At 64.7% G+C, this 19,630-nt stretch carries 20 protein-coding genes; 15 read left to right on the top strand and 5 right to left on the bottom strand.

The features are described from left to right. Positions 1-62: 62 nt before the first annotated feature. Complete coding sequence (locus BMY71_RS21280; protein WP_041806108.1) at positions 63-716, bottom strand: glutathione S-transferase family protein; 654 nt, start codon at positions 714-716, stop codon at positions 63-65. Positions 717-1,194: 478 nt separating this feature from the next. Here BMY71_RS21280 and BMY71_RS21275 point away from each other — a divergent pair, with 478 nt between their 5' ends. The 3 genes from BMY71_RS21275 (at position 1,195) to BMY71_RS21265 (ending at position 3,777) form a co-directional block, all read left to right on the top strand. Then, on the top strand, positions 1,195-2,397 hold the full coding sequence (locus tag BMY71_RS21275) for a pyridoxal phosphate-dependent aminotransferase (RefSeq protein ID WP_092686066.1): 1,203 nt from the start codon (positions 1,195-1,197) through the stop codon (positions 2,395-2,397). 137 nt (positions 2,398-2,534) lie between these two features. Beyond that, on the top strand, positions 2,535-3,062 hold the full coding sequence (locus BMY71_RS21270; protein ID WP_011504306.1) for a DUF992 domain-containing protein: 528 nt from the start codon (positions 2,535-2,537) through the stop codon (positions 3,060-3,062). Positions 3,063-3,306: 244 nt separating this feature from the next. Continuing rightward, complete coding sequence (locus BMY71_RS21265; protein ID WP_011504305.1) at positions 3,307-3,777, top strand: DUF992 domain-containing protein; 471 nt, start codon at positions 3,307-3,309, stop codon at positions 3,775-3,777. 97 nt (positions 3,778-3,874) lie between these two features. Here the strand turns inward: BMY71_RS21265 and BMY71_RS21260 are convergent, their stop codons facing one another. Beyond that, positions 3,875-4,411 carry a hypothetical protein gene (locus BMY71_RS21260; protein WP_092686065.1) on the bottom strand — a complete coding sequence of 179 codons (537 nt, stop codon included), beginning with the start codon at positions 4,409-4,411 and terminating at the stop codon, positions 3,875-3,877. Positions 4,412-4,645: 234 nt separating this feature from the next. On the opposite strand from BMY71_RS21260, the gene BMY71_RS21255 reads away from it, so the two are divergent. From BMY71_RS21255 to BMY71_RS21245, 3 genes are all read left to right on the top strand, one after another. Continuing rightward, positions 4,646-6,697, top strand: a complete 2,052-nt coding sequence (locus BMY71_RS21255) for an elongation factor G (protein WP_092686064.1) — start codon at positions 4,646-4,648, stop codon at positions 6,695-6,697. A 108-nt stretch (positions 6,698-6,805) separates the two neighbouring features. Next, positions 6,806-7,084, top strand: coding sequence for a helix-turn-helix domain-containing protein (locus tag BMY71_RS21250; RefSeq protein WP_011504302.1), 279 nt, complete (start codon positions 6,806-6,808; stop codon positions 7,082-7,084). A gap of 23 nt (positions 7,085-7,107) precedes the next feature. Beyond that, positions 7,108-7,932, top strand: coding sequence for a shikimate dehydrogenase (locus BMY71_RS21245; RefSeq protein ID WP_430715348.1), 825 nt, complete (start codon positions 7,108-7,110; stop codon positions 7,930-7,932). A gap of 126 nt (positions 7,933-8,058) precedes the next feature. Here BMY71_RS21245 and BMY71_RS21240 read toward each other — a convergent pair whose 3' ends face one another. From BMY71_RS21240 to BMY71_RS21230, 3 genes are all read right to left on the bottom strand, one after another. After that, a complete protein-coding gene (locus BMY71_RS21240; protein WP_011504300.1) occupies positions 8,059-8,688 on the bottom strand; it encodes a trimeric intracellular cation channel family protein in 630 nt (209 codons plus the stop codon). A gap of 97 nt (positions 8,689-8,785) precedes the next feature. After that, positions 8,786-9,601 carry an enoyl-CoA hydratase/isomerase family protein gene (locus BMY71_RS21235; protein ID WP_092686085.1) on the bottom strand — a complete coding sequence of 272 codons (816 nt, stop codon included), beginning with the start codon at positions 9,599-9,601 and terminating at the stop codon, positions 8,786-8,788. A gap of 144 nt (positions 9,602-9,745) precedes the next feature. Next, entirely contained in the window at positions 9,746-10,885 is a 1,140-nt protein-coding gene (locus BMY71_RS21230; RefSeq protein ID WP_092686063.1) for an alpha-hydroxy acid oxidase, read from the bottom strand. A 167-nt stretch (positions 10,886-11,052) separates the two neighbouring features. On the opposite strand from BMY71_RS21230, the gene BMY71_RS25050 reads away from it, so the two are divergent. The 9 genes from BMY71_RS25050 to BMY71_RS21185 all read left to right on the top strand — a co-directional run bounded on the left by BMY71_RS25050 (position 11,053) and on the right by BMY71_RS21185 (position 19,481). After that, positions 11,053-11,226 carry a hypothetical protein gene (locus BMY71_RS25050; RefSeq protein ID WP_011504297.1) on the top strand — a complete coding sequence of 58 codons (174 nt, stop codon included), beginning with the start codon at positions 11,053-11,055 and terminating at the stop codon, positions 11,224-11,226. Between the two features lie 211 nt (positions 11,227-11,437). Then, complete coding sequence (glmM, locus tag BMY71_RS21220) at positions 11,438-12,790, top strand: phosphoglucosamine mutase (protein WP_011504296.1); 1,353 nt, start codon at positions 11,438-11,440, stop codon at positions 12,788-12,790. Between the two features lie 181 nt (positions 12,791-12,971). Then, complete coding sequence (locus tag BMY71_RS21215; RefSeq protein ID WP_011504295.1) at positions 12,972-14,237, top strand: MFS transporter; 1,266 nt, start codon at positions 12,972-12,974, stop codon at positions 14,235-14,237. Positions 14,238-14,583: 346 nt separating this feature from the next. Continuing rightward, positions 14,584-15,426 carry an outer membrane protein gene (locus BMY71_RS21210; protein WP_175557745.1) on the top strand — a complete coding sequence of 281 codons (843 nt, stop codon included), beginning with the start codon at positions 14,584-14,586 and terminating at the stop codon, positions 15,424-15,426. Between the two features lie 154 nt (positions 15,427-15,580). Further along, on the top strand, positions 15,581-16,372 hold the full coding sequence (locus tag BMY71_RS21205; RefSeq protein WP_092686061.1) for an outer membrane protein: 792 nt from the start codon (positions 15,581-15,583) through the stop codon (positions 16,370-16,372). Positions 16,373-16,442: 70 nt separating this feature from the next. Then, positions 16,443-17,045, top strand: a complete 603-nt coding sequence (locus BMY71_RS21200) for a glutathione S-transferase family protein (protein WP_092686060.1) — start codon at positions 16,443-16,445, stop codon at positions 17,043-17,045. Beyond that, entirely contained in the window at positions 17,045-17,515 is a 471-nt protein-coding gene (locus BMY71_RS21195; RefSeq protein WP_092686059.1) for a GNAT family N-acetyltransferase, read from the top strand. The genes BMY71_RS21200 and BMY71_RS21195 overlap by 1 nt, the downstream gene beginning before the upstream one ends. Before the next feature lie 162 nt (positions 17,516-17,677). Then, entirely contained in the window at positions 17,678-18,202 is a 525-nt protein-coding gene (locus tag BMY71_RS21190) for a PAS domain-containing protein (RefSeq protein ID WP_092686058.1), read from the top strand. After that, positions 18,177-19,481, top strand: coding sequence for a methyl-accepting chemotaxis protein (locus BMY71_RS21185; RefSeq protein ID WP_092686057.1), 1,305 nt, complete (start codon positions 18,177-18,179; stop codon positions 19,479-19,481). Before BMY71_RS21190 ends, BMY71_RS21185 begins: the two co-directional genes overlap by 26 nt. Positions 19,482-19,630: the final 149 nt, after the last annotated feature.

The raw sequence follows: 19,630 nt of genomic DNA, 5'->3' as shown, positions 1-19,630 counted from the left end.
TTATTAGGCGCGCTAGACTCGATCTTGTCGAAAAAACGGCGAAATCCGTCCGAAACGGCGCGTCATGCCTCGGCGGCGAAATCCACATGGTCGTGCGGCGCCGAATCCGAACTCCAGTCCATGGTGATGAAACCAGGGGTCTGTTCGACACGCCGCAGCCAGGCATTGATCGAGGGAAAGGTCGAGAGATCGAAGTCGCACTGATCGGCGACGTGCGTGTAGCCGTACAGCGCGATGTCGGCGATCGTGAGCTGGCCCGCCGCGAAGTAATCGTGGGTCTTGAGGTGATTCTCCATCACCTGCAGCGCCGCGTAGCCGCGCTCCAGCCAATCCTCGAGCGCGTGGGTCTGAAGGTCGCGGCCGCCTTTGACCAGACACAGCCAGAAGTACGCCGAGCCGATATTCGGCTCGAGCGCGTGTTGTTCGAAGAACATCCACTGCAGTGCCTCGGCGCGATCCATGCGCGTATCCGGCGCAAGCGAGGTGCCGACGGCGAGATACCAGAGAATGGCGTTGGACTCGGCGAGATAGCGGCCTTGCGCGACTTCGAGCAGCGGAACCTGACCGCTCGGATTCTTCGCGAGGAATTCAGGCGTGCGGCTCTCGCCGCGCAGGATATCGACCTCGATGGCGCGATACGGCGCGTCGAGAAACGCCAGCGCAAGGCGGATCTTGTAGCTGTTGCCGGATCTCTGCATCGAATAAAGTTTGTACATCTCGGTCGTTTCGCTCGCCTGTGGTCCGGGCATCTGCTGACCCGAACGCGGCTAAACAATGATGCCGACCGGCGGGCGTCGCAAGCCCCAAGCACTGGAAAGGGTCGAAATCATTTGCCGCAATGCAACCGTGCGGAACAATTGATGCGCCTTTGCTGTGGAATCGCCGGCGCATGAATCTGAAGAGGGCAGCTCCGAGCCATGCGAAATCAAGCGGCGACGGGGGCTCGCGCGCATGACTTGCAACAGGGGCATGCGCTTGGCGAAGACCGAAGCATCGCCTGCAAGGGAAGCTCGTCGGCATTCTGTCGCAGCGTTGCCGGGAATCCCCTGTTTGGGCGGCTTTCATGCCAAAACCCGGGCTGGTTTCAGCATTGTTCTTGCGATGCAGCGTGCCCGCGCTTAGTGTAGGGCATCCCCGTCAGAAATCGAAGAGTCGCGCCCTTCGCCGGCTCATGACGGCTGCAAGGAGAAGACGATGTCGTTCCTGTCCGCCTCGCTCGATCGTGTGAAGCCGTCCGCGACGATCGCGGTCACGGATAAGGCACGTGAGCTGAAAGCAGCGGGCCGCAACGTCATCGGGCTCGGCTCCGGCGAGCCGGATTTCGACACCCCGGCCAACATCAAGCTGGCGGCGATTCATGCCATCGAGGCCGGCAAGACCAAGTACACCGCGGTCGACGGCATTCCGGAGCTGAAGCAGGCGATCATCGACAAGTTTCAGCGCGAGAATGGCCTGACCTACAAGCCGAACCAGATCATCGTCGGCACCGGCGGCAAGCAGGTGCTGTACAACGCGCTGATGGCGACCATCAATCCGGGCGACGAGGTGATCATCCCGGCGCCCTATTGGGTCAGCTATCCCGAGATGGTCGCGCTTGCCGGCGGCGAGTCGGTGCCGGTGGTGTGTCCGGCGGAGTCCGGCTTCAAGCTGCAGCCGGCGGCGCTGGAAGCGGCGATTACGCCGAAGACCAAGTGGATCATCCTGAATTCGCCGTCGAATCCGACCGGCGCCGCCTACACGCGCGACGAGTTGAAGGCGCTGACCGACGTGCTGGTCAAGCATCCTCATGTCTGGGTGATGACCGACGACATGTACGAGCATCTCGTCTACGACGATTTCACCTTCACCACGCCGGCGCAGATCGAGCCGAAGCTGTTCGATCGCACGCTGACGGTGAACGGCGTCTCCAAATCCTATTGCATGACCGGATGGCGGATCGGCTATGCCGGCGGCCCGGCGCAGTTGATCAAGGCGATGTCGACGATCCAGTCGCAATCGACCTCGAACCCGTCGTCGATCGCGCAATGGGCCGCGGTCGAAGCCTTGAACGGTCCGCAGGAATTCATCGCGGCACACAACACCGTGTTCAAGGAGCGTCGCGATCTCGTTGTGTCGATGCTGAACCAGGCCCAGGGCATCGACTGCCCGCGGCCGGAAGGCGCGTTCTATGTCTATCCGTCCTGCGCCGGCACGATCGGCAAGACCGCGCCGTCGGGCAAAAAGATCGAGAACGACCAGGATTTCGTCACCGAGTTGCTCGAAGCCGAAGGCGTTGCGGTGGTGCAGGGCTCGGCGTTCGGTCTCGGCCCGGCGTTCCGAATCTCCTACGCGACCAAAACCTCGGACCTCGAAGACGCCTGCAAGCGGATCCAGCGCTTCTGCGGCAATCTGCGCTGAGGCTGCAACACGCCGTTCATTAAAAATCGGCAAGGTTCGCTAGATTTATTCCCCTGTCGTGGAAGCGCCTTTTTTTGGACAAGACGCTTCCTTCTTGTCGCCGTCGATCTAAATCCTGAAATGCGGAGTACTTCTCAATGTCCATCTCTAGACTGTTCGGTGTCACTGCGGTTGCGCTGGTTGCGTCATTCGCGAATGCGAGCGCGCAAGAGCGGCTGCAGGTCGGTGTGCTCGAATGCGCCGGCGGCCCGAACGTCGGCTACGTCATCGGTTCGACGACGGAGCTGGAGTGCGTGTTCAAGACCGGCGGTCGCCGGGCTGATCCTTATGTCGCGCGCGTCCAGCGCATCGGCCTCGACCTCGGCTTCACCCAGAACACCGGCGTTGCCTGGGCGGTCTATGCGCCGACCCGCCGCATTGGCCCCGGCGATCTGTCCGGCTCCTACGGCGGCGTCGGCGCCAACGCCTCGTTCGGCGTCGGCGTCGGTGGCAACCTGCTGGTCGGCGGCTCGGCGAATTCGTTCGCGCTGCAGCCCCTCAGCCTGCAGGGCCAGACCGGCCTGAACGCAACGGCCGGCATCGTCGACGTGCAGCTTCGCCCGGCTGATTTTGGTCCGCAGCGGAAGTACCGCAAGCACAAGCGCAACCATCGCCAGCACCGCTGATAGCGACGGCGCACTCTCGTGACGGAAGGGCTCGCGCATCGCGGGCCCTTTTGTTTTGGGGCAGGCTTTCGCAACGATGCCGCCGGCCCGTCATTGAAGATTTGCTAATGCTGTGACTAGATTGACCGTCGGGCTGCGTCTTGCGCGTGGCAGGGCCGCGCTGACCGCATTACAACCAATCTGCCTGCATCCTCCTGTCTGCCTCCATCTGTCTGCATCACATCGTTGAACCGGAGAAATTCCCATGCGCCGCTTTTCGCTTCTGCTCGGTGTCGCCGCTTCGCTGCTCGTCAGCGCTGCCCATGCGCAGCAGTCGCGCGTGCGCGTCGGCGTGCTGGAATGTCGCGGCGGCGCCAGCACGGGCTTCATCGTCGGCTCGGTGACCAATCTCGGCTGCGTGCTGCGCTCCGAAGGCCGTCCCGACACGCCCTATGTCGCCACCATCCGCAAGATCGGCCTCGACATTGGTATTACCCAGGAGACGGCGCTGGCCTGGGGCGTGTTCGCACCGGTCGATCGCTTCGGCCCCGGCGATCTCGCCGGCGACTACGCCGGCGCGCAGGGCTCGGCGTCGATCGGCGTCGGCCTCGGCGCCAACGTCCTGGTCGGCGGTTCGGCCAATTCGATCGCGCTGCAGCCGCTCAGCCTGCAGGGGCAAACCGGCGTCAATATCGCGGTCGGCCTGCAGGAACTGGAGCTGCGCCCCGGCCGCTAGCGCCGGCAACTGCGGGCTAGGCGGCGACCGATCGCTCGGTCGCCGCGCCATCGCGGTCGACGGCTTGCGCGCGCCAGCGGACGGCGGACGTGCACGTTCAGCGGCATTCGTAGGAGCCGCCGATCTGGTCACGTTTTACCGTGCAGCGCTCACAATTCAGGGCGAGGGCGTTCGCCCACGATTTAATCTGCCCGTCTGAGACGTACCGGGAGAATGTCCGCATTTCATAAGGCTGCGCTGCCGCGTGTTGGATGAAATCGGATTTGCCGGTCGATTGATCGACCAGGCGGATCAGTCCCTGGTTGGAGATGTAAGGCAGCAGCGGCTTGCCGGTCTTGACGACCTCTCGGTCGTTGACGGCGAACGTCACCTCGGCACCGGAAAACCGCCCTTGGTAGCACCACCGGCCGCGCAGCCAGTGCAGCTCCGACGCACGCATCCTGGTCCAAGTTTCGTTCGGGTAGCTCATCGGCAGCTCGACCCGGGTCATCGCGTCGATCAGCGCCGGAGGCTTTTCGGTCAACCAGGTGACGATCGCGATCAGCAGTCCGGCGAACGAGGTCGCCGCCGCTGCGGCCACGACCCATCGGCGGTCTTTGAAGGCCAGGATCCAATCAATCAGCTTGTTCCACATCGGGCGTCTCTGACCACGGCGGTCTCGCAGCTCCGAGCATCGCCGCCACCCGATCAGATGTCGCTGATGCTGGTTGCGCGTGCGTTGCAGTGATGATTTGCATCTGTCCTTGATCCTGCTCAACGGTGATGGATCGGCTTCGCAATTTTTCGCGCTTGCCAAGCGGCGAGGCTGCTGAAAGCATTGCCTCGCCGACCCAATCACGGGCCGAGCTCCAACTCAAAGGAGGCGGCGATGGGACAAGACCTTAGAAGTCCCCGCGGTCCCCGGTGCATCGCACTGGTGGGCCCATTCCAAAGCGGAAAAACCACACTACTCGAAGCGATCCTCGCGCGCACCGGCGCCGTGCCGCGTGCCGGAACGGTCGACGCAGGCACCTCGCACGGCGACTCCAGCCCCGAGGCGCGGCAACACAAGATGGGGCTCAGCCTCACTGCGGCGACTACTCAGTTCATGGGGGAGACCTACACCTTTCTCGATTGTCCCGGCTCCGTCGAATTCGCGCATGATATGCGCGCGGCGCTGCCCGCCGTCGACGCCGCCGTCGTGGTGTGCGAAGCCGACGAGCGCAAGCTGCCGCAGTTGCAACTGATCCTGCGCGAGCTCGAAGACCTCGGCATTCCCCGCTTCCTGTTCCTGAACAAGATCGATCGCGCCAGCAAGCGGATTGGCGAAGTGCTCGAAAGCCTGCAGCCGGCCTCGCGCATTCCGCTGGTGCTGCGCCAGATTCCGATCTGGAACGGCGAACTGATCGCCGGCTATGTCGACCTCGCGCTGGAGCGCGCCTTCGTCTATCGGGAGCACAAGCCCTCGGAAGTGATCACGCTCGAAGGTGGCGACCTCGATCGCGAAAAGGAAGCCCGCTTCTCGATGCTCGAGAAGCTCGCTGATCACGACGACGGCTTGATGGAGCAATTGCTCGAAGACATCCCGCCGCCGCGCGATGCGGTGTTCGACGATCTCGCCCGCGAATTGCGCGAAGGCCTGATCTGTCCGGTGCTGCTCGGCTCGGCGTTGCGTGAGAATGGCGTGATGCGGTTGCTGAAAGCGCTGCGCCACGAGGCTCCCGACATCTCCGAGACCGCGTCGCGGCTCGGCGTGGCGTCGGCCAAGGAGGCGGTCGGCTACGTCCTGAAGACCACGCATCTGCAGCACGGCGGCAAGCTGTCGCTGGCGCGCGTTTTCGCCGGCACGCTGGCCGACGGGGACACCGTGCACGCCTCGTCAGGCGAGGCTGGGCGGGTGTCGGGCATCCACACGGCGAGCGGCGGTCCCGACAGCAAGCGATCGTCGGCCGTGGCCGGCGACGTCGTCGCGCTCGGCAAGCTCGACGCCGTCAAGACTGGCGACACCTTCGGCAACGGCAAGGCCGCGCCCCCGGCGCTGGTCGAGATCGTCGCGACGCCGCCGGTGCTGGCGATGGCGCTCGCCGCCGCCGACCGCAAGGACGACGTCAAGCTCGGCCAGTCGTTGCAACGGCTGAAGGAGGAGGATCCGTCGCTCACCGTCATCCACGACACGCAGTCCCACGACATCGTTCTGTGGGGTCAGGGCGAGATGCATCTGCGCGTCGCGCTCGAGCGGCTGCACGACCGCTACGGCGTGACGGTGAAGTCGCATCCGCCGGCGATCGGCTATCGCGAGACCATCCGTAAGGCGGTCACCCAGCGCGGCCGGCACAAGAAGCAGTCCGGTGGCCACGGCCAGTTCGGAGACGTGGTGCTGGACGTGAAGCCGCTGCCGCGCGGCGAAGGCTTTGTCTTCGCCGAGACGGTGGTCGGCGGTGCGGTGCCGCGCAACTATATCGGCGCGGTGGAGGAGGGCGCGGCCGACGGCCTGCGCGCAGGGCCGCTCGGCTTCCCGGTGGTCGACGTCCACGTGACTTTGACGGATGGTTCGTATCACAGCGTCGACTCCTCGGATCAGGCGTTCCGCACCGCGGCGCGGATCGGCATCACCGAGGCGTTGCCGCAGTGCCAGCCGGTGCTGCTGGAGCCGATCCACACCGTCGAGATCGTCTGCCCGACCGACGCCACTGCCAAGGTCAACGCCATCCTGTCCGGACGGCGCGGCCAGATCCTCGGCTTCGACACGCGCGAGGGCTGGACGGGCTGGGATGTGGTGCGCGCCACCATGCCGGAGGCGGAGATCGGCGATCTGATCGTCGAACTGCGCTCGGCCACCGCCGGCTCCGGTAGCTTCACCCGCAGCTTCGACCATATGGCCGAAGTCACCGGTCGCACCGCCGACCAGATCATCGCCGCGCACCGGCAAGTCGCGGCCTGATCTGACTTCAAGTCGAGACGAAACGGCTTCAATGATGTTTCAACCATCGTTGAAGCCGTTTCATATTTGCGATAGCCGATAGGGCGAACCTCGGATCGGGATGCTCGCTTGATCACCTCGTCTCAAATGCGTGCGGCGCGGGCGCTGCTCGGGATCGACCAACGGACGTTGGCGAAGCTCGCCGGCGTTTCGGTGCCCACCATTCAGCGGATGGAAGCCAGCGGCGGCAACGTCCGCGGCATCGTCGAGTCGCTGACGCGGGTTGTCGATGCGCTCAACCGCGCCGGCGTCGAGCTGATCGGCGAGCATACCCGCAGCGAGAGTGGCGGCCGCGGCGTACGGCTGAAGCAGGCAACGCCGCCGAACAGTGTGAGAGACGAGCCGTGACTCAGCCGACAAGCCAAGCCCATATTGCCGCCTGCCTGATCGGCTGGCCGGCGGCGCATTCGCGCTCGCCCCTGATCCATCATTACTGGCTGCGCAAGCTCGGGATCGAAGGCGGCTATTCGATCGAGTCGGTGCCGCCCGAAGGTTTTGCCGAATTCGTGCTGCATCTGAAGACGCACGGCTACAGCGGCGCCAACGTCACCATCCCGCACAAGGAACGCGCGCTGCAGCTCACTGTGCCGGACCAGCGCGCCTGCGCGGTCGGCGCCGCCAACACGCTGTACTATGACGGCTCTGTGCTGCGCTCGACCAACACCGACGTCGAAGGCTTCATCAGTAATCTCGACGCCAGCGCGCCGGGCTGGGATCGCACGCCACATGCCGTCGTGCTCGGCGCCGGCGGTTCGTCGCGCGCGGTGGTGTTCGGCCTGCTGGAGCGCGGCATCCAGCGCATCGCGCTGGCAAACCGCTCGATCGAACGCGCGCGGGCGCTGGCCGACCTGTTCGGCGAGCGCGTCGTGCCGATCGCCTGGACCGATGCGCCCGCGGCGCTGCCGGGCGCGGGGCTTCTGGTCAACACCACCTCGCTCGGCATGAAGGGGCAGCCGTCACTCGACCTCGATCTCGAGCCGCTGCCGGCCGACGCCACCGTCGCCGATCTGGTCTATGTGCCGCTCGAGACCGAGCTGTTGTCAGAGGCGCGCGCCCGCGGTCTGCGCACCGCTGACGGCCTCGGCATGTTGCTGCATCAGGCGGTGCGCGGGTTCGAACTGTGGTTCGGCGCGCGGCCCGAAGTCACGTCCGAACTGCGCGCGCTGGTCGAGGCCGATCTCGTCGCCCATGCGTGACGGGAATCATCGCGGCCCGCTGTCGTCAGAACAGGATGACTTATCTTCGAATCGTCACCCTGTTCTCGATTCTTGTGTGAGCATGATCATTTCCGAAAACCGGGGTCCACTTTTCGGGATCATGCTTTAGTTATCCCGTCGGCCAGGGCGCGGTCGATAGCGTGGTAACGACCAGCCGCGCTGCAGTGCTGCGGCCCGCACGAGCAATCCGATCGCAAAGCCGACGCCGGTGCTGAGTTCGCGCGGCGTTCCGACCATCATCAGAACAACGAACGCCGCCGCGCCGGCCAAAGCCGCCGAGACGTAGATTTCCCGACTGAGAATCACCGGGATTTCGCCGCCGAGCAGATCGCGGATGATCCCGCCGAAGGTCGCGGTGACGACACCCATCGCGACAGCCACGCCGCCGCTCGCGCCCGCGAGCGCCGCTTTCTCGGCGCCGGTCACAGCGAACAATGCCAAACCGACCGCGTCCAGCCAGAGCAGCGCCTTGTATCTGGAATGGGGGATGTGGGCGGTGAAGAAGGCGAGGCCGGAGACCAGGATGCACGTCAGCAGATAGGCCGGCTCGTGAACCCAGAACACCGGCAGGCCGAGCAGCACGTCCCGAAGCGTGCCGCCGCCGATGCCGGTCGCCGTTCCCAGAAGGACGAAGCCGACAATATCCATCTCCTTCCGCGACGCCACCAGCGCGCCCGACACAGTGAAGGCGACAACGCCGAGCCAGTCGAGCAGCGTCGCGATTGTCTCGAACATCGGCTGATCTCCGTCGCGTGATCCTGTTCGGCGGCCCTGTCGTGCTCACAAGAACCTAAACCGGGATGACGATTCGAAGACTAAGTCATCCCGTGCTCTAGCGCCCTTCGAATTTCGGTTCGCGCTTTTCCATGAAGGCCTTGATGCCTTCGGCCATGTCCTGTGTCTTGAACAGCGGCAGCAGCTGCAGATAGACGTGGTGGACGTGGTCGGGGAAGGTCTCGTTGAGGCCCATCCGCATCATCCGTTTGGCGGCCTGCACCGCGAGCGGCGCGTTGCCGGCGATCTCCTTCGCGACTGCGCGGGCGCGGCCCATCAGCTCGGCGTCGGGCACCACCTCGTTGGCGAGCCCCCAATCGAGGCATTCGCGCGCCGACAGCGTCCGCCCGGTGAAGATCAGTTCGGCGGCTTTCGACCAGCCGATCATCCGCGGCAGAAACCAGGTGCCGCCGGATTCCGGCACCACGCCGCGCTTGACGAAAGCTGCGGCGAGCTTGGCCGATTCCGCCATGATCCGGATGTCGCAGCCGAGCGCGGTGTCCATGCCGTAGCCGGCCGCGCCGCCGTTGACCGCGCAGATCGTCGGCTTGTCCATCGCCTGCATCACGGTCGGCGGGGTGTTGCGCAGATCGAGCGAGGTCGGCGACGACGCTTCGCTGAGGCCGTCCTCGCTCCGCGTCTTGCGCAGATCGAGGCCGGCGCAGAACGCGCGGCCATTGCCGGTCAGGATCACGCAGCGCACCTGCGGATCCTGATTGGCCTCGACCAAAAGCCGCGCCAGATCGTTCAGCATCGGACCGGAGATGGTGTTCATCCGCTCCGGCGCATTCAGCGTGATGGTCGCGATGTGATCCTCGACGGCGTAGAGCACTTCGCTCGCCGCGGCTTCCGTCGCGCGTTTGGTCTCGGTCATGATTTCCTCCTGAATGTTGTTTTTGCTTTCCTCGTCATTGCGAGGAGCAACGCGACGAAGCAATCCACGCGGCGTTCTGGATTGCTCCGCATCGCTCGCGATGACGGGTATCGTTGATCGCGCCGGGCTCGAAGACCTGACCCGTTACTCCGCCAAAACCTTCTCGTCGATCTGGTTGATTGCATTGACGCCGCACAGGCCCATCGTGGTCGACAGTTCGGCCCTGATGATATCGATCGCCTTGGCGACGCCGGGGCCGCCGAAGGCGCCGAGGCCGTAGATATAGGCGCGGCCGATCATGCAGCTGCGCGCGCCGAGCGCGAGCGAGCGCATCACGTCCTGTCCGGAGCGGATGCCGCCGTCGAACATCACCTCGATATGCGAGCCGACGGTGTGGACGATCTCCGGCAGCACCTCGATCGACGACGGCGCGCCGTCGAGCTGGCGCCCGCCATGGTTCGACACCACCAGCGCTTCGGCGCCGACCTTCACCGCCTCGCGGGCGTCCTCGACGTCGAGGATGCCCTTGATGATCAGCTTGCCCGGCCAGATCGAGCGGATCCAGTCGATGTCGCGCCAGTTCAGCGCCGGGTCGAACTGCGACGCCACCCAGGACGACACCGATCCGAGATCCTTGGAGCCCGGCAAATGGCCGGCGATGTTGCCGAAGTTGCGGCTCTTGGCGCCCAGAATGCCCTTCACCCAGCCGGGTTTTGTGGCGATGTCCAGGATGTTGCGGAGCTTGAACAGTTCCGGCGGCACCGACATCCCGTTCTTGATGTCCTGATGGCGCTGGCCGATCACCTGCAGGTCGACGGTGAGCACCAGCGCGCTGCATTTCGCTGCGATCGCGCGTTCGATCAACGCTTTCACGAAGCCGCGGTCGCGCATCACGTAGAGCTGAAACCAGAACGGCTTCTCGACATTGGCGGCGACGTCTTCGATCGAGCAGATCGACATCGTCGACAGCGTGTAGGGGATGCCTGCAGCCTGCGCGGCGCGGCAGGCGTGGATCTCGCCATCGCCATGCTGCATGCCGGTCGAGCCGACCGGGGCGAGGATCAGCGGCATCGCCGCCTTCTCGCCGATAATGTTCGTGGACAGGTCTCGCTTGGAGATGTCGACCAGGATGCGCTGGCGGAATTTGATCCGCTTGAGGTCGTCGACATTGGCGCGGAGCGTCTCCTCCGCATAGGAGCCGTGGTCGACGTAGTCGAAGAACATCTTCGGCACACGCCGCTTGTGAATCTGGCGGAGGTCCTCGATGCAGGTGATGTATTTCATGAACGTTGCCGCCCCTGGTACGTTTTTTTCGTGTGGCGTCCTCTAGCACGCCGGCGCGCCGCGCAACATGGTCCGGCCGCGTGGTGCCGCCCCGTCGCTGGAACAGCGCCGGTTCCGGCGCGTTGCTTCTGCAAGACCCCACCACGAAGATGGAGCAGGAGCAAACCATGGCCGACACCAAAACCGTCGACACCCCCGTCAAGCACACCAAGGACGAGAAGAAGAAGCTCGACCAGCAGCTCGAGGAGGGTCTTGAGGATTCGTTTCCGGGCTCCGATCCGCTCAGCGTGACCCAGCCGGCGCCGTCCAAGCCGGATGGCGACAGCCAGCGCAAAAGCTGACGGGGCGCTCCCGGTTCCGACCACTTTTGTACATTATTCCGAGTTTTCAACAACTTGCGTCGTCTGCTCCGGCAGGCGACGCGTAATCTTTCTTTATATTTTTTGAAGAGCCTCGCATTAAAATGGCCGTATAAGCGGTCTCTCTACGGCGGCGCGAGACTGGAATTCCGGTCGGCAGGACGTCAGACCGTGGCTTGGGCGGGGGATATTGATGAGCCGCAGATATTTCGGGACCGACGGGATTCGTGGCCGCGCCAACGGCCTGATCACGCCTGAGCTGGCGTTGAAGGTTGGGCAGGCGGCAGGTTTGGTGTTTCAGCGCGGCGACCACCGGCACCGTGTGGTGATCGGCAAGGACACCCGGCTGTCCGGCTATATGATTGAAAACGCGATGGTCGCCGGCTTCACCTCGGTCGGCATGGACGTGCTGCTGGTCGGCCCGATGCCGACCCCGGCGGTTGCGATGCTGACCAAGTCGATGCGCGCCGATCTCGGCGTGATGATTTCCGCGTCGCACAATATGTTCGAGGACAACGGCATCAAGCTGTTCGGTCCGCTCGGCTTCAAGCTTTCCGACGACGTCGAGAAGCAGATCGAGCTGCTGCTCGACGAGTCGCTCGACAAGAAACTGGCTGCGAGCGCCAGCCTTGGCCGGGCTCGCCGTATCGACGGCGTCCACGATCGCTACATCGAATTCGCCAAGCGGACGCTGCCGCGCGACCTCAGTCTCGACGGCCTGCGCGTCGTGGTCGATTGCGCCAATGGCGCGGCCTACAAGGTCGTGCCCGAGGCGCTGTGGGAACTCGGCGCCGACGTGATTTCGATCGGCGTCGAACCCGACGGCTTCAACATCAACAAGGAATGCGGTTCGACCGCGCCGGAAGCGCTGTGCCGCAAGGTCCGCGAGATGCGCGCCGACATCGGCATCGCACTCGACGGCGACGCCGACCGTGTCATCATGGTCGACGAGCGCGGCCATGTCGTCGACGGCGACCAGTTGCTGGCGGTGATCGCGCAGAGCTGGAAGGAAGACGGCCGGCTCGCCAAGCCCGGCGTCGTCGCCACCGTGATGTCCAATCTCGGCCTCGAGCGCTTTCTCGCCGCCGAAGGCATCGATCTGGTGCGCACGTCGGTCGGCGACCGCTACGTGCTCGAGCAGATGATGAAGGGGGGCTACAATGTCGGCGGCGAGGCGTCGGGCCACATCATCCTGTCCGATTACAACACGACCGGCGACGGCTTCGTCGCGGCGCTGCAGGTACTCGCGGTGGTGCAGAAGCTGCGCCGCCCGGTGTCCGAGGTTTGCCACCGGTTCGACCCGCTGCCGCAGATCCTCAAGAACGTCCGCTATCGCAATGGCCGTCCGCTCGACGACGCCGGGGTGCAATCGGCGATTCACGCCGGCGAGACAAGGCTCAACGGCCACGGCCGCCTGCTGATCCGGGCGTCCGGCACCGAGCCGGTGATCCGGGTGATGGGCGAGGGCGAAGATCGCATCATGGTCGAGGAAGTGGTCGACGTCATCGTCGACGCGCTCGGCAGCGCCTCCGCCGCCGCCGCGTAGTTGTCGGCGTCGCCGGACGCATAGTCCGGCGCGGCCTGCTGCATCGCTGCTATCGCGAAACGCAACTTCCATCGACGTCAGCGACGTCCTATTTTGACCGCGGTCGGCCTCGTGCCGGCCGTGTTTCGTTGTCGGCGACCGGGGATCGAACCTCGCGCCGCACAGATCTCCAGGAAACGCCGTGAACAAGCCTGTCGCCGTCGACGTTGATATCGCCGCCCCGGTTACGTCGCCCGAGCTGGCCCTTCCGGAAACCACCGCGCCCGCGCCGCCCCCGGCTGCAGGGCCGGCCTATGTGGTGCTCGGCGGCATCAGCTTCTCGCATTTCCTCAACGACACCATGCAGTCGCTGATTCCGTCGGTGTATCCGATCCTGAAGGCGAACTACGCGCTCGATTTCGCCCAGATCGGCATGATCACGCTGGCGTTCCAGTTCACCGCCTCGCTGCTTCAGCCGGTGGTCGGCCATCTCACCGACAAGAAGGCGCAGCCGTTCTCGCTGGCGATCGGCATGGGCTCGACCTTCGTCGGCCTGCTGCTGCTCAGCGTTGCGCATGCCTACAGCGTGATCCTGATCGCGGCGGCGTTGATCGGACTGGGCTCAGCGGTGTTTCATCCGGAATCGGCGCGGATCGCGCGGCTCGCCTCCGGTGGCCGGCACGGCATGGCGCAGTCGGTGTTTCAGGTCGGCGGCAACGCCGGCACCGCACTCGGGCCGGTGCTGGCGGCGCTGATCGTGGTGCCGTTCGGCCAGCCGTCGATCGCCTGGTTCTCCTCGATCGCCTTCGTCGCCATCATCGTGCTGTGGCGGATCGGCCTGTGGTACAAGCCGCAGGTCGCGGCCCGGAAAAAGATGGCGGTCAAGGCGCATTCCGACGCGCCGGGCAAGCGGCGGGTGATGGTCGCGCTGGTGGTGCTGGTGGCGCTGCTGTTCTCGAAGCAGCTCTATCTGTCGAGCCTGTCGAGCTACTACACCTTCTATCTGATCGAGAAATTCCACGTCTCGACCCAGACCGCGCAGATGTTCCTGTTCATCTTCCTCGCCGCCACCGCGGCCGGGGTGTTCTTCGGCGGCCCGCTCGGCGACCGCTTCGGCCGTCGCTATGTGATCTGGTTCTCGATCCTCGGAACCCTGCCGTTCACGCTGGCGCTGCCCTATGTGGGGCTCACCGGCAGCGCGGTGCTGACCGTGTTCATCGGCTTCATCCTGGCGTCGGCGACGCCGGCGATCATCGTGTTCGCGCAAGAACTGATGCCGCATCGTTTCGGTATGATTTCGGGCGTGTTCTTCGGCTTCGCCTTCGGCATCGGCGGCCTCGGCGCCGCTGCGCTGGGTGAGGTCGCCGATCGATACGGCATCGATTTCGTCTATCAGATCTGCTCGGTCCTGCCGGCGCTCGGCCTGCTCGCGGTGCTGTTGCCGAAGATGCCGCGCCACGCCCATTGAGGCCCGGCACGCGGTGTCGTGCGACACCCGCGCCTGATCGTCGTCAACGTTTTGATATCGCGTTTTCGAGCGAAGTGGGTGCCGGTTCGCGTGAAGAAAACGCGTCAGAACAAAAAGTTAGAGCTCCGGTTCTGATTCTATCAGAACCGGAAAAGCTCTACTGATCATCGCCGCGCGAGCACTTCGCGCGGCTGCGGTGCGTAGTTCCAGAATTCACCGCAGTCATTGAATATCAACCTTAAGAATTAGGGTTAAGTCAGGCTTAAGGAATTGCTGGCATCGTCGGTCCATAGGTTTCCGAGTGTGGGGCCTCCGTAACTCATCATTGGACCAGAGGACGAAGCCAATGCGTAGCGTGAAAATGATTCTGGCCGCCGGAGCGGCTTCGCTGATTTGCTCGGCGGCGGTGGCCGCGGACATGCCGATCGCCCCGCCGCCCGCCTATGCGCCGCCGCCGGTCGAGGATTTCGGCGGCTGGTACCTGCGCGGCGACATCGGCTTCAGCAATCAGCAGGTCAAGGATCTGCGCTACGGGCGCGAGTCGGCCTATTCGCAGCTCACTTCGCTCAATCAGCAGACGTCGTTCGACGCGGCCGGCATCTACGGCGTCGGCGTCGGCTATCAGTTCAACAGCTGGTTCCGCGCCGATTTGGTCGGCCAATATCGCGGCAATTCCAACTTCAAGGGCACCGATCGGTTCACCGGAACCGCCAACGGCTTCCCGTATAGCGGCATCGACAATTACGGCGCCAGCAAATCCGAATGGCTCGTGATGGCCAATGGTTACGTCGATCTCGGCACCTGGTGGTGCGTCACGCCCTTCGTCGGCGCCGGCGTCGGCGCCGCGCGGGTGACGATGTCGAACTTCACCGACACCGGCGTCAACAATATCCCGTTCTCGACGGTGAGCTACGCCAGCGCGCCGACGGCGTCGAAGTGGAATCTGGCCTGGGCCCTCCACACCGGTCTCGCCTACAAGGTCAATCCGAACCTGACCCTCGAACTCGCCTACAGCTACCTCAACCTCGGCGACGGCTACACCGGGTCGCTCGCGACCTACGACGGTCTGACCTCGAACAACAGCTTCAAGTTCAAGGACATCACCTCGCACGACGTGAAGCTCGGCGTGCGCTGGAACCTCGACTCCGCGCCGATCTACGCGCCGCCGCCGCTGATGCGCAAGGGCTGAAACCAGGGCCGAACGTCGTTCGCTCGTTAACGATTACTAACGGCGCGGGAGCTTCCCGCGCCGTTTTTGTTTGCGCGCACCGGCCGCGACAACGATTGATTAAGGTTAACCAGCGATGATCGCCCGGTGATCAGTAGGGTCGAGGAGCGTTGCAATGCGTCGAGTTGTGGTGGCAGCGGCAGTGATGGCGGCGGTGCAGGGCGCGCAGGCGGCCGACATGCCGGAGTACGGCGCGCTCCGCGGAGCGCTGGTCGACACGCCGCGCGGCGTGGTGAATTGGCAGGGCTTCTACGTCGGCGGCCAGGCCGGCACCGGCGCCTCCGACATGGATTTCACCGATTCGACCCGGGGCGTTGCTTCCAGTCTGCTTGTGAACACCGCAGTCGAGAGTGTTCTTGGGGTGTCGTCGTGGCCGGTGCTCGGCAAGTCTTCGTCGCATGGCCAGGGTTGGGGCGGCTTCGCGGGCTATAACGCGCAATGGGACGATGTCGTGCTCGGCATTGAAGCCAACTACATGCACGGCAGCTTCGGCGGCTCGATGTCCGGATCGATGCGCCGGCAGATCGTCTCCAACGGCGTGAACTACGGCGCGATCTACGGCGCCAACGCTAGCATCAACGTCCACGATGTCGGGTCGGCGCGGCTCCGCGCCGGCTGGGCGGTAGGCAATTTTCTGCCCTACGCGTTCGGCGGCGTGGCGCTCGGGCAGGCGGATATCGTCCAATCGGCGACAATCATCGGTACGGATGCCGGTGGCACGTGGCGACTCAGCGGAAGCCAGATCCAGAACGGCCACTTCATCTACGGCTATTCCGGCGGCCTCGGCATCGACATGATGGTGTATCGCGGCCTGTTCGTGCGCGCGGAGTGGGAGTATCAGAAGTTCGCAGCGCCGATCAACACGTCGGTGTCCACCGTGCGCGCCGGTGTCGGCTATAAATTCTGATCGCCCTGCGGATTGACGAAGCCGCCCGTGGCTGATCGAGTGCGCCCGCAACAACAGGGCGCAGCGGGCAATGCGAATTTACGGCGATCTCAATTCGGGCAATTGCCTGAAGGTGAAGTGGGTGTGCGACGCGCTGTCGCGGCCTTACCAATGGGTCGCCGTCGATACGCTGAAAGGCGACACCCGGGCGCCGGAGTTTCTCGCGCTCAATCCAGCCGGTCAGGTGCCTGTCGTGGTGTTCGACGACGGCCGCGCGCTGGCGCAGTCCAACGCCATCATCCGCTATCTCGCGCGTGGCAGCGACCTCGTTCCGAATGATCCGTATCTCGCCGCCAAGATGGACGAGTGGCTGTTCTGGGAGCAGTACAGCCACGAGCCGTACATCGCGGTGTGCCGCTATCAGATGCTGTATCTCGGCAAGCCGGCCTCGGCGCGCGATCCTGACCGGGTCAAGCGCGGCGTGGCGGCTTTGCAGCTGATGGAGCGCCATCTCGCCGGCTCGGCTTTCCTGGCGGGAGACCAGCCTTCGCTGGCCGATGTCGCGCTGCTGGCCTATACGCGGGTCGCGCCCGAGGGTGGATTCGCGCTCGACGCCTACCCGGCCTTGCGGCGGTGGATCGACGCAAGCGAACGCGCGCTCGGCCTGGCTTCGAGCGCCGGAGGGCATGAGTGATGAGTCGCGACGCTGAAATCATCATTCGTCCTGCGCGCCGCGACGACGTCCCGGTGATCGTCGCGATGCTCGCGGACGATCACCTCGGCAGCGGCCGCGAGCGTGTCACGGACCCGTTGCCCGAGAGCTACTACGCGGCGTTCGAAGCGATGCAGCGCGCGCCGAACATCAAGATGGTGGTCGCGCAGGATGGCGATGGCCGCGTCGTCGGCTGCCTGCAGCTCGCCGTCCTGCCGGGCCTGAGCTCGCAGGGCGCCTCGCGCGGCATCATCGAGGATGTCCGCGTCGCCAGCGATTGCCGCGGCGGCGGCATCGGCGAACGCCTGGTGCGTTGGGCGATCGCGGAGGCGCGAGAGCAGGGCTGCCGGCTGATCGAGCTGTTCACCCACAAAAGCCGCGTCGACGCGCAGCGGTTCTACGGCCGGCTCGGCTTTGATCCCAGCCACATCGGCATGACCCTGCGGTTCTGACGCGGTTGCGTTCAGTGGCTGATATGCCCGGTATCCTCGTACTTTAACGTAGGTACAACTTAAGCGATGGGTAACGGGTTGCTCGCATTCTCACGATCATAGCAACCCGGAATTGAGCATATCAGCGCGCGGGATCGCGCCCTGACCGAAGGAAATTGCCCGATGGCTCGACCAATCATCAAGCCCACCGGCGTGGAATGCCCGTTCGACCAGGAAGAACTGATCGTCTCCAAGACCGATCTCAAGGGCAATATCACCTACGCCAACGACGTTTTCGTCCGCCTCTCGAAGTATCCGCGCGACGAGGTGATCGGCGCGCCGCACAGCCTGATCCGGCATCCCGCCATGCCGCGCTGCATGTTCAAGATGTTGTGGGACGCCATTCAGTCGAAGAAGGAGATGTTCGCCTATGTGGTGAACATGGCGCGCGACGGCGACCATTATTGGGTGTTCGCGCACGTCACCCCGACGCTCGATCCGCAGCGCAATGTGATCGGTTTTCACTCCAACCGCCGCAAGCCGGATCGTGCCCAGGTCGGCAAGATCGAGACGCTGTACGCCAAACTACGCGACGAGGAAAACCGCCACCGCAATGCCAAGGACGGCATGAACGCCGGCCACGCGATGCTGATCAACCTGCTCAAGGACCAAGGTGTCGAGTATGATGAATTCGTCTTCGCTGTCTAAGGCGATGGCCGCGCTCGGCGCGGTGGCCATCGTGGTTGTGGGGCTGGGGCTGCTGCGGCTCGGCGTCGGCCCGTTGGGCGGCCTGTGGGATGCGGCGGGCCTGGCGCTCAGTGCTGCTCTGCTCGGGCTCGCCGGCTGGTGGCTGCGCAGCACGGCGGTCGCGGCGCAGGAGATCGCTTCGGTCTGCGACAGCGCCCGGCGCGGCGACCTCGAGGCGCGGGTGCAGGGCCGCCGCGACGGCGGCGACATCGGCAAGGCGCAGGCCGAGGTCAACAACATGCTCGACATTGTCGACGCCTTCGTCCGCGAAGCGTCAGCGTCGATGGACTATGTCAGTCAAGGCAAGACCTTCCGCAAGGTGCTGAGCCGCGGGCTGCCCGGCTCGTTCCGGACCGCGGCTGTCACTATCAACGGCGCCACCGACGTGATGGATCGCAAGGTTCGCGAAGTGGCTTTGGAGGCGCAGTGCTTCGCGGCCGGGATGGACGATGTCGCCGGAATGCTGGCGACGGCCGCGACGGGCTTGAAGTCCGACGCCGGCGCGATGGCCGAGGCGGCGGAGGAAACCAGCCGGCAGTCGACCAGCGTCGCCTCCGGTTCGGAACAGGCGTCGGTGAATGTGCAGACGGTCGCGAGCGCTGCCGAGGAGTTGACGGCCTCGATCGTGGAAATCTCCCGCCAGATCCAGCTCTCGACCTCCAGCACCCACCAGGCCGTTGAGGAGGCCGAGCAGACCAACGCCAAGATCCGCAATCTCGCCGAGGCCGCGCAGCGGATCGGTGATGTGGTGAAGCTGATCAACGCCGTTGCGGCGCAGACCAATCTGCTGGCGCTGAACGCCACCATCGAGGCCGCACGCGCCGGCGAGTCCGGCAAGGGATTCGCGGTGGTCGCCTCGGAGGTGAAGACGTTGGCCAGTCAGACCGCGAAGGCGACCGAGGAGATCACGGCGCGCATTGCCGAGATGCAGTTGATCACCGGTCAGTCGGTCGAGGCGGTTGAAGCGATCAGCCGCCGGATCAGCCAGATCAACGAAGTCTCGAGTACGATCGCCGCCGCCGTCGAGCAGCAGGGCGCCGCGACCCGCGAGATCGCCATGAACGTTCAGCAGGCCTCCGCCGGCACCGCCGAAGTCTCCGCCAATATCATCGGCATCAGCCATGCCGCCGACGACACCGGCAAGATCGCATCGCGCGTCAACACGGCTTCCGGCAAGATCGCCAGCGAAGTCGACACGCTGCGCAGCGAGGTGCAGCGCTTCCTGGCCAAGGTGGCGTAACGGGCTCGTCCCGGCGCAGCCCGCGCCGGGCGTTTCACTTCGCCGTCGCGAGGTCACGTCGTCGTCATGCAGGTCGTGGAGACCGGGACGTAGTCCAAAGTCGTGCCGATCCCCGGAAACAGCGGCGGGGAAGTTCCTTGACTTTCGAA

It is taken from the genome of Rhodopseudomonas pseudopalustris, assembly GCF_900110435.1.
GTDB lineage: Bacteria > Pseudomonadota > Alphaproteobacteria > Rhizobiales > Xanthobacteraceae > Rhodopseudomonas > Rhodopseudomonas pseudopalustris.
Note: the sequence above shows the minus strand (reverse complement) of the source record. Positions and strands in the feature narration are given on the sequence as shown.

What these genes read in the sequence shown, in the direction of transcription:
- BMY71_RS21265 (WP_011504305.1), top strand. Translation starts at nt 3,307, where the DNA reads ATGCGCCGCTTTTCGCTTCTGCTCGGTGTCGCCGCTTCGCTGCTCGTC.
- BMY71_RS21195 (WP_092686059.1), top strand. Translation starts at nt 17,045, where the DNA reads ATGAGTCGCGACGCTGAAATCATCATTCGTCCTGCGCGCCGCGACGAC.
- BMY71_RS21255 (WP_092686064.1), top strand. Translation starts at nt 4,646, where the DNA reads ATGGGACAAGACCTTAGAAGTCCCCGCGGTCCCCGGTGCATCGCACTG.
- BMY71_RS21240 (WP_011504300.1), bottom strand. Translation starts at nt 8,688, where the DNA reads ATGTTCGAGACAATCGCGACGCTGCTCGACTGGCTCGGCGTTGTCGCC.
- BMY71_RS25050 (WP_011504297.1), top strand. Translation starts at nt 11,053, where the DNA reads ATGGCCGACACCAAAACCGTCGACACCCCCGTCAAGCACACCAAGGAC.
- BMY71_RS21200 (WP_092686060.1), top strand. Translation starts at nt 16,443, where the DNA reads ATGCGAATTTACGGCGATCTCAATTCGGGCAATTGCCTGAAGGTGAAG.
- BMY71_RS21205 (WP_092686061.1), top strand. Translation starts at nt 15,581, where the DNA reads ATGCGTCGAGTTGTGGTGGCAGCGGCAGTGATGGCGGCGGTGCAGGGC.
- glmM (WP_011504296.1), top strand. Translation starts at nt 11,438, where the DNA reads ATGAGCCGCAGATATTTCGGGACCGACGGGATTCGTGGCCGCGCCAAC.
- BMY71_RS21230 (WP_092686063.1), bottom strand. Translation starts at nt 10,885, where the DNA reads ATGAAATACATCACCTGCATCGAGGACCTCCGCCAGATTCACAAGCGG.
- BMY71_RS21185 (WP_092686057.1), top strand. Translation starts at nt 18,177, where the DNA reads ATGATGAATTCGTCTTCGCTGTCTAAGGCGATGGCCGCGCTCGGCGCG.
- BMY71_RS21280 (WP_041806108.1), bottom strand. Translation starts at nt 716, where the DNA reads ATGTACAAACTTTATTCGATGCAGAGATCCGGCAACAGCTACAAGATC.
- BMY71_RS21210 (WP_175557745.1), top strand. Translation starts at nt 14,584, where the DNA reads ATGCGTAGCGTGAAAATGATTCTGGCCGCCGGAGCGGCTTCGCTGATT.
- BMY71_RS21275 (WP_092686066.1), top strand. Translation starts at nt 1,195, where the DNA reads ATGTCGTTCCTGTCCGCCTCGCTCGATCGTGTGAAGCCGTCCGCGACG.
- BMY71_RS21260 (WP_092686065.1), bottom strand. Translation starts at nt 4,411, where the DNA reads ATGTGGAACAAGCTGATTGATTGGATCCTGGCCTTCAAAGACCGCCGA.
- BMY71_RS21270 (WP_011504306.1), top strand. Translation starts at nt 2,535, where the DNA reads ATGTCCATCTCTAGACTGTTCGGTGTCACTGCGGTTGCGCTGGTTGCG.
- BMY71_RS21235 (WP_092686085.1), bottom strand. Translation starts at nt 9,601, where the DNA reads ATGACCGAGACCAAACGCGCGACGGAAGCCGCGGCGAGCGAAGTGCTC.
- BMY71_RS21190 (WP_092686058.1), top strand. Translation starts at nt 17,678, where the DNA reads ATGGCTCGACCAATCATCAAGCCCACCGGCGTGGAATGCCCGTTCGAC.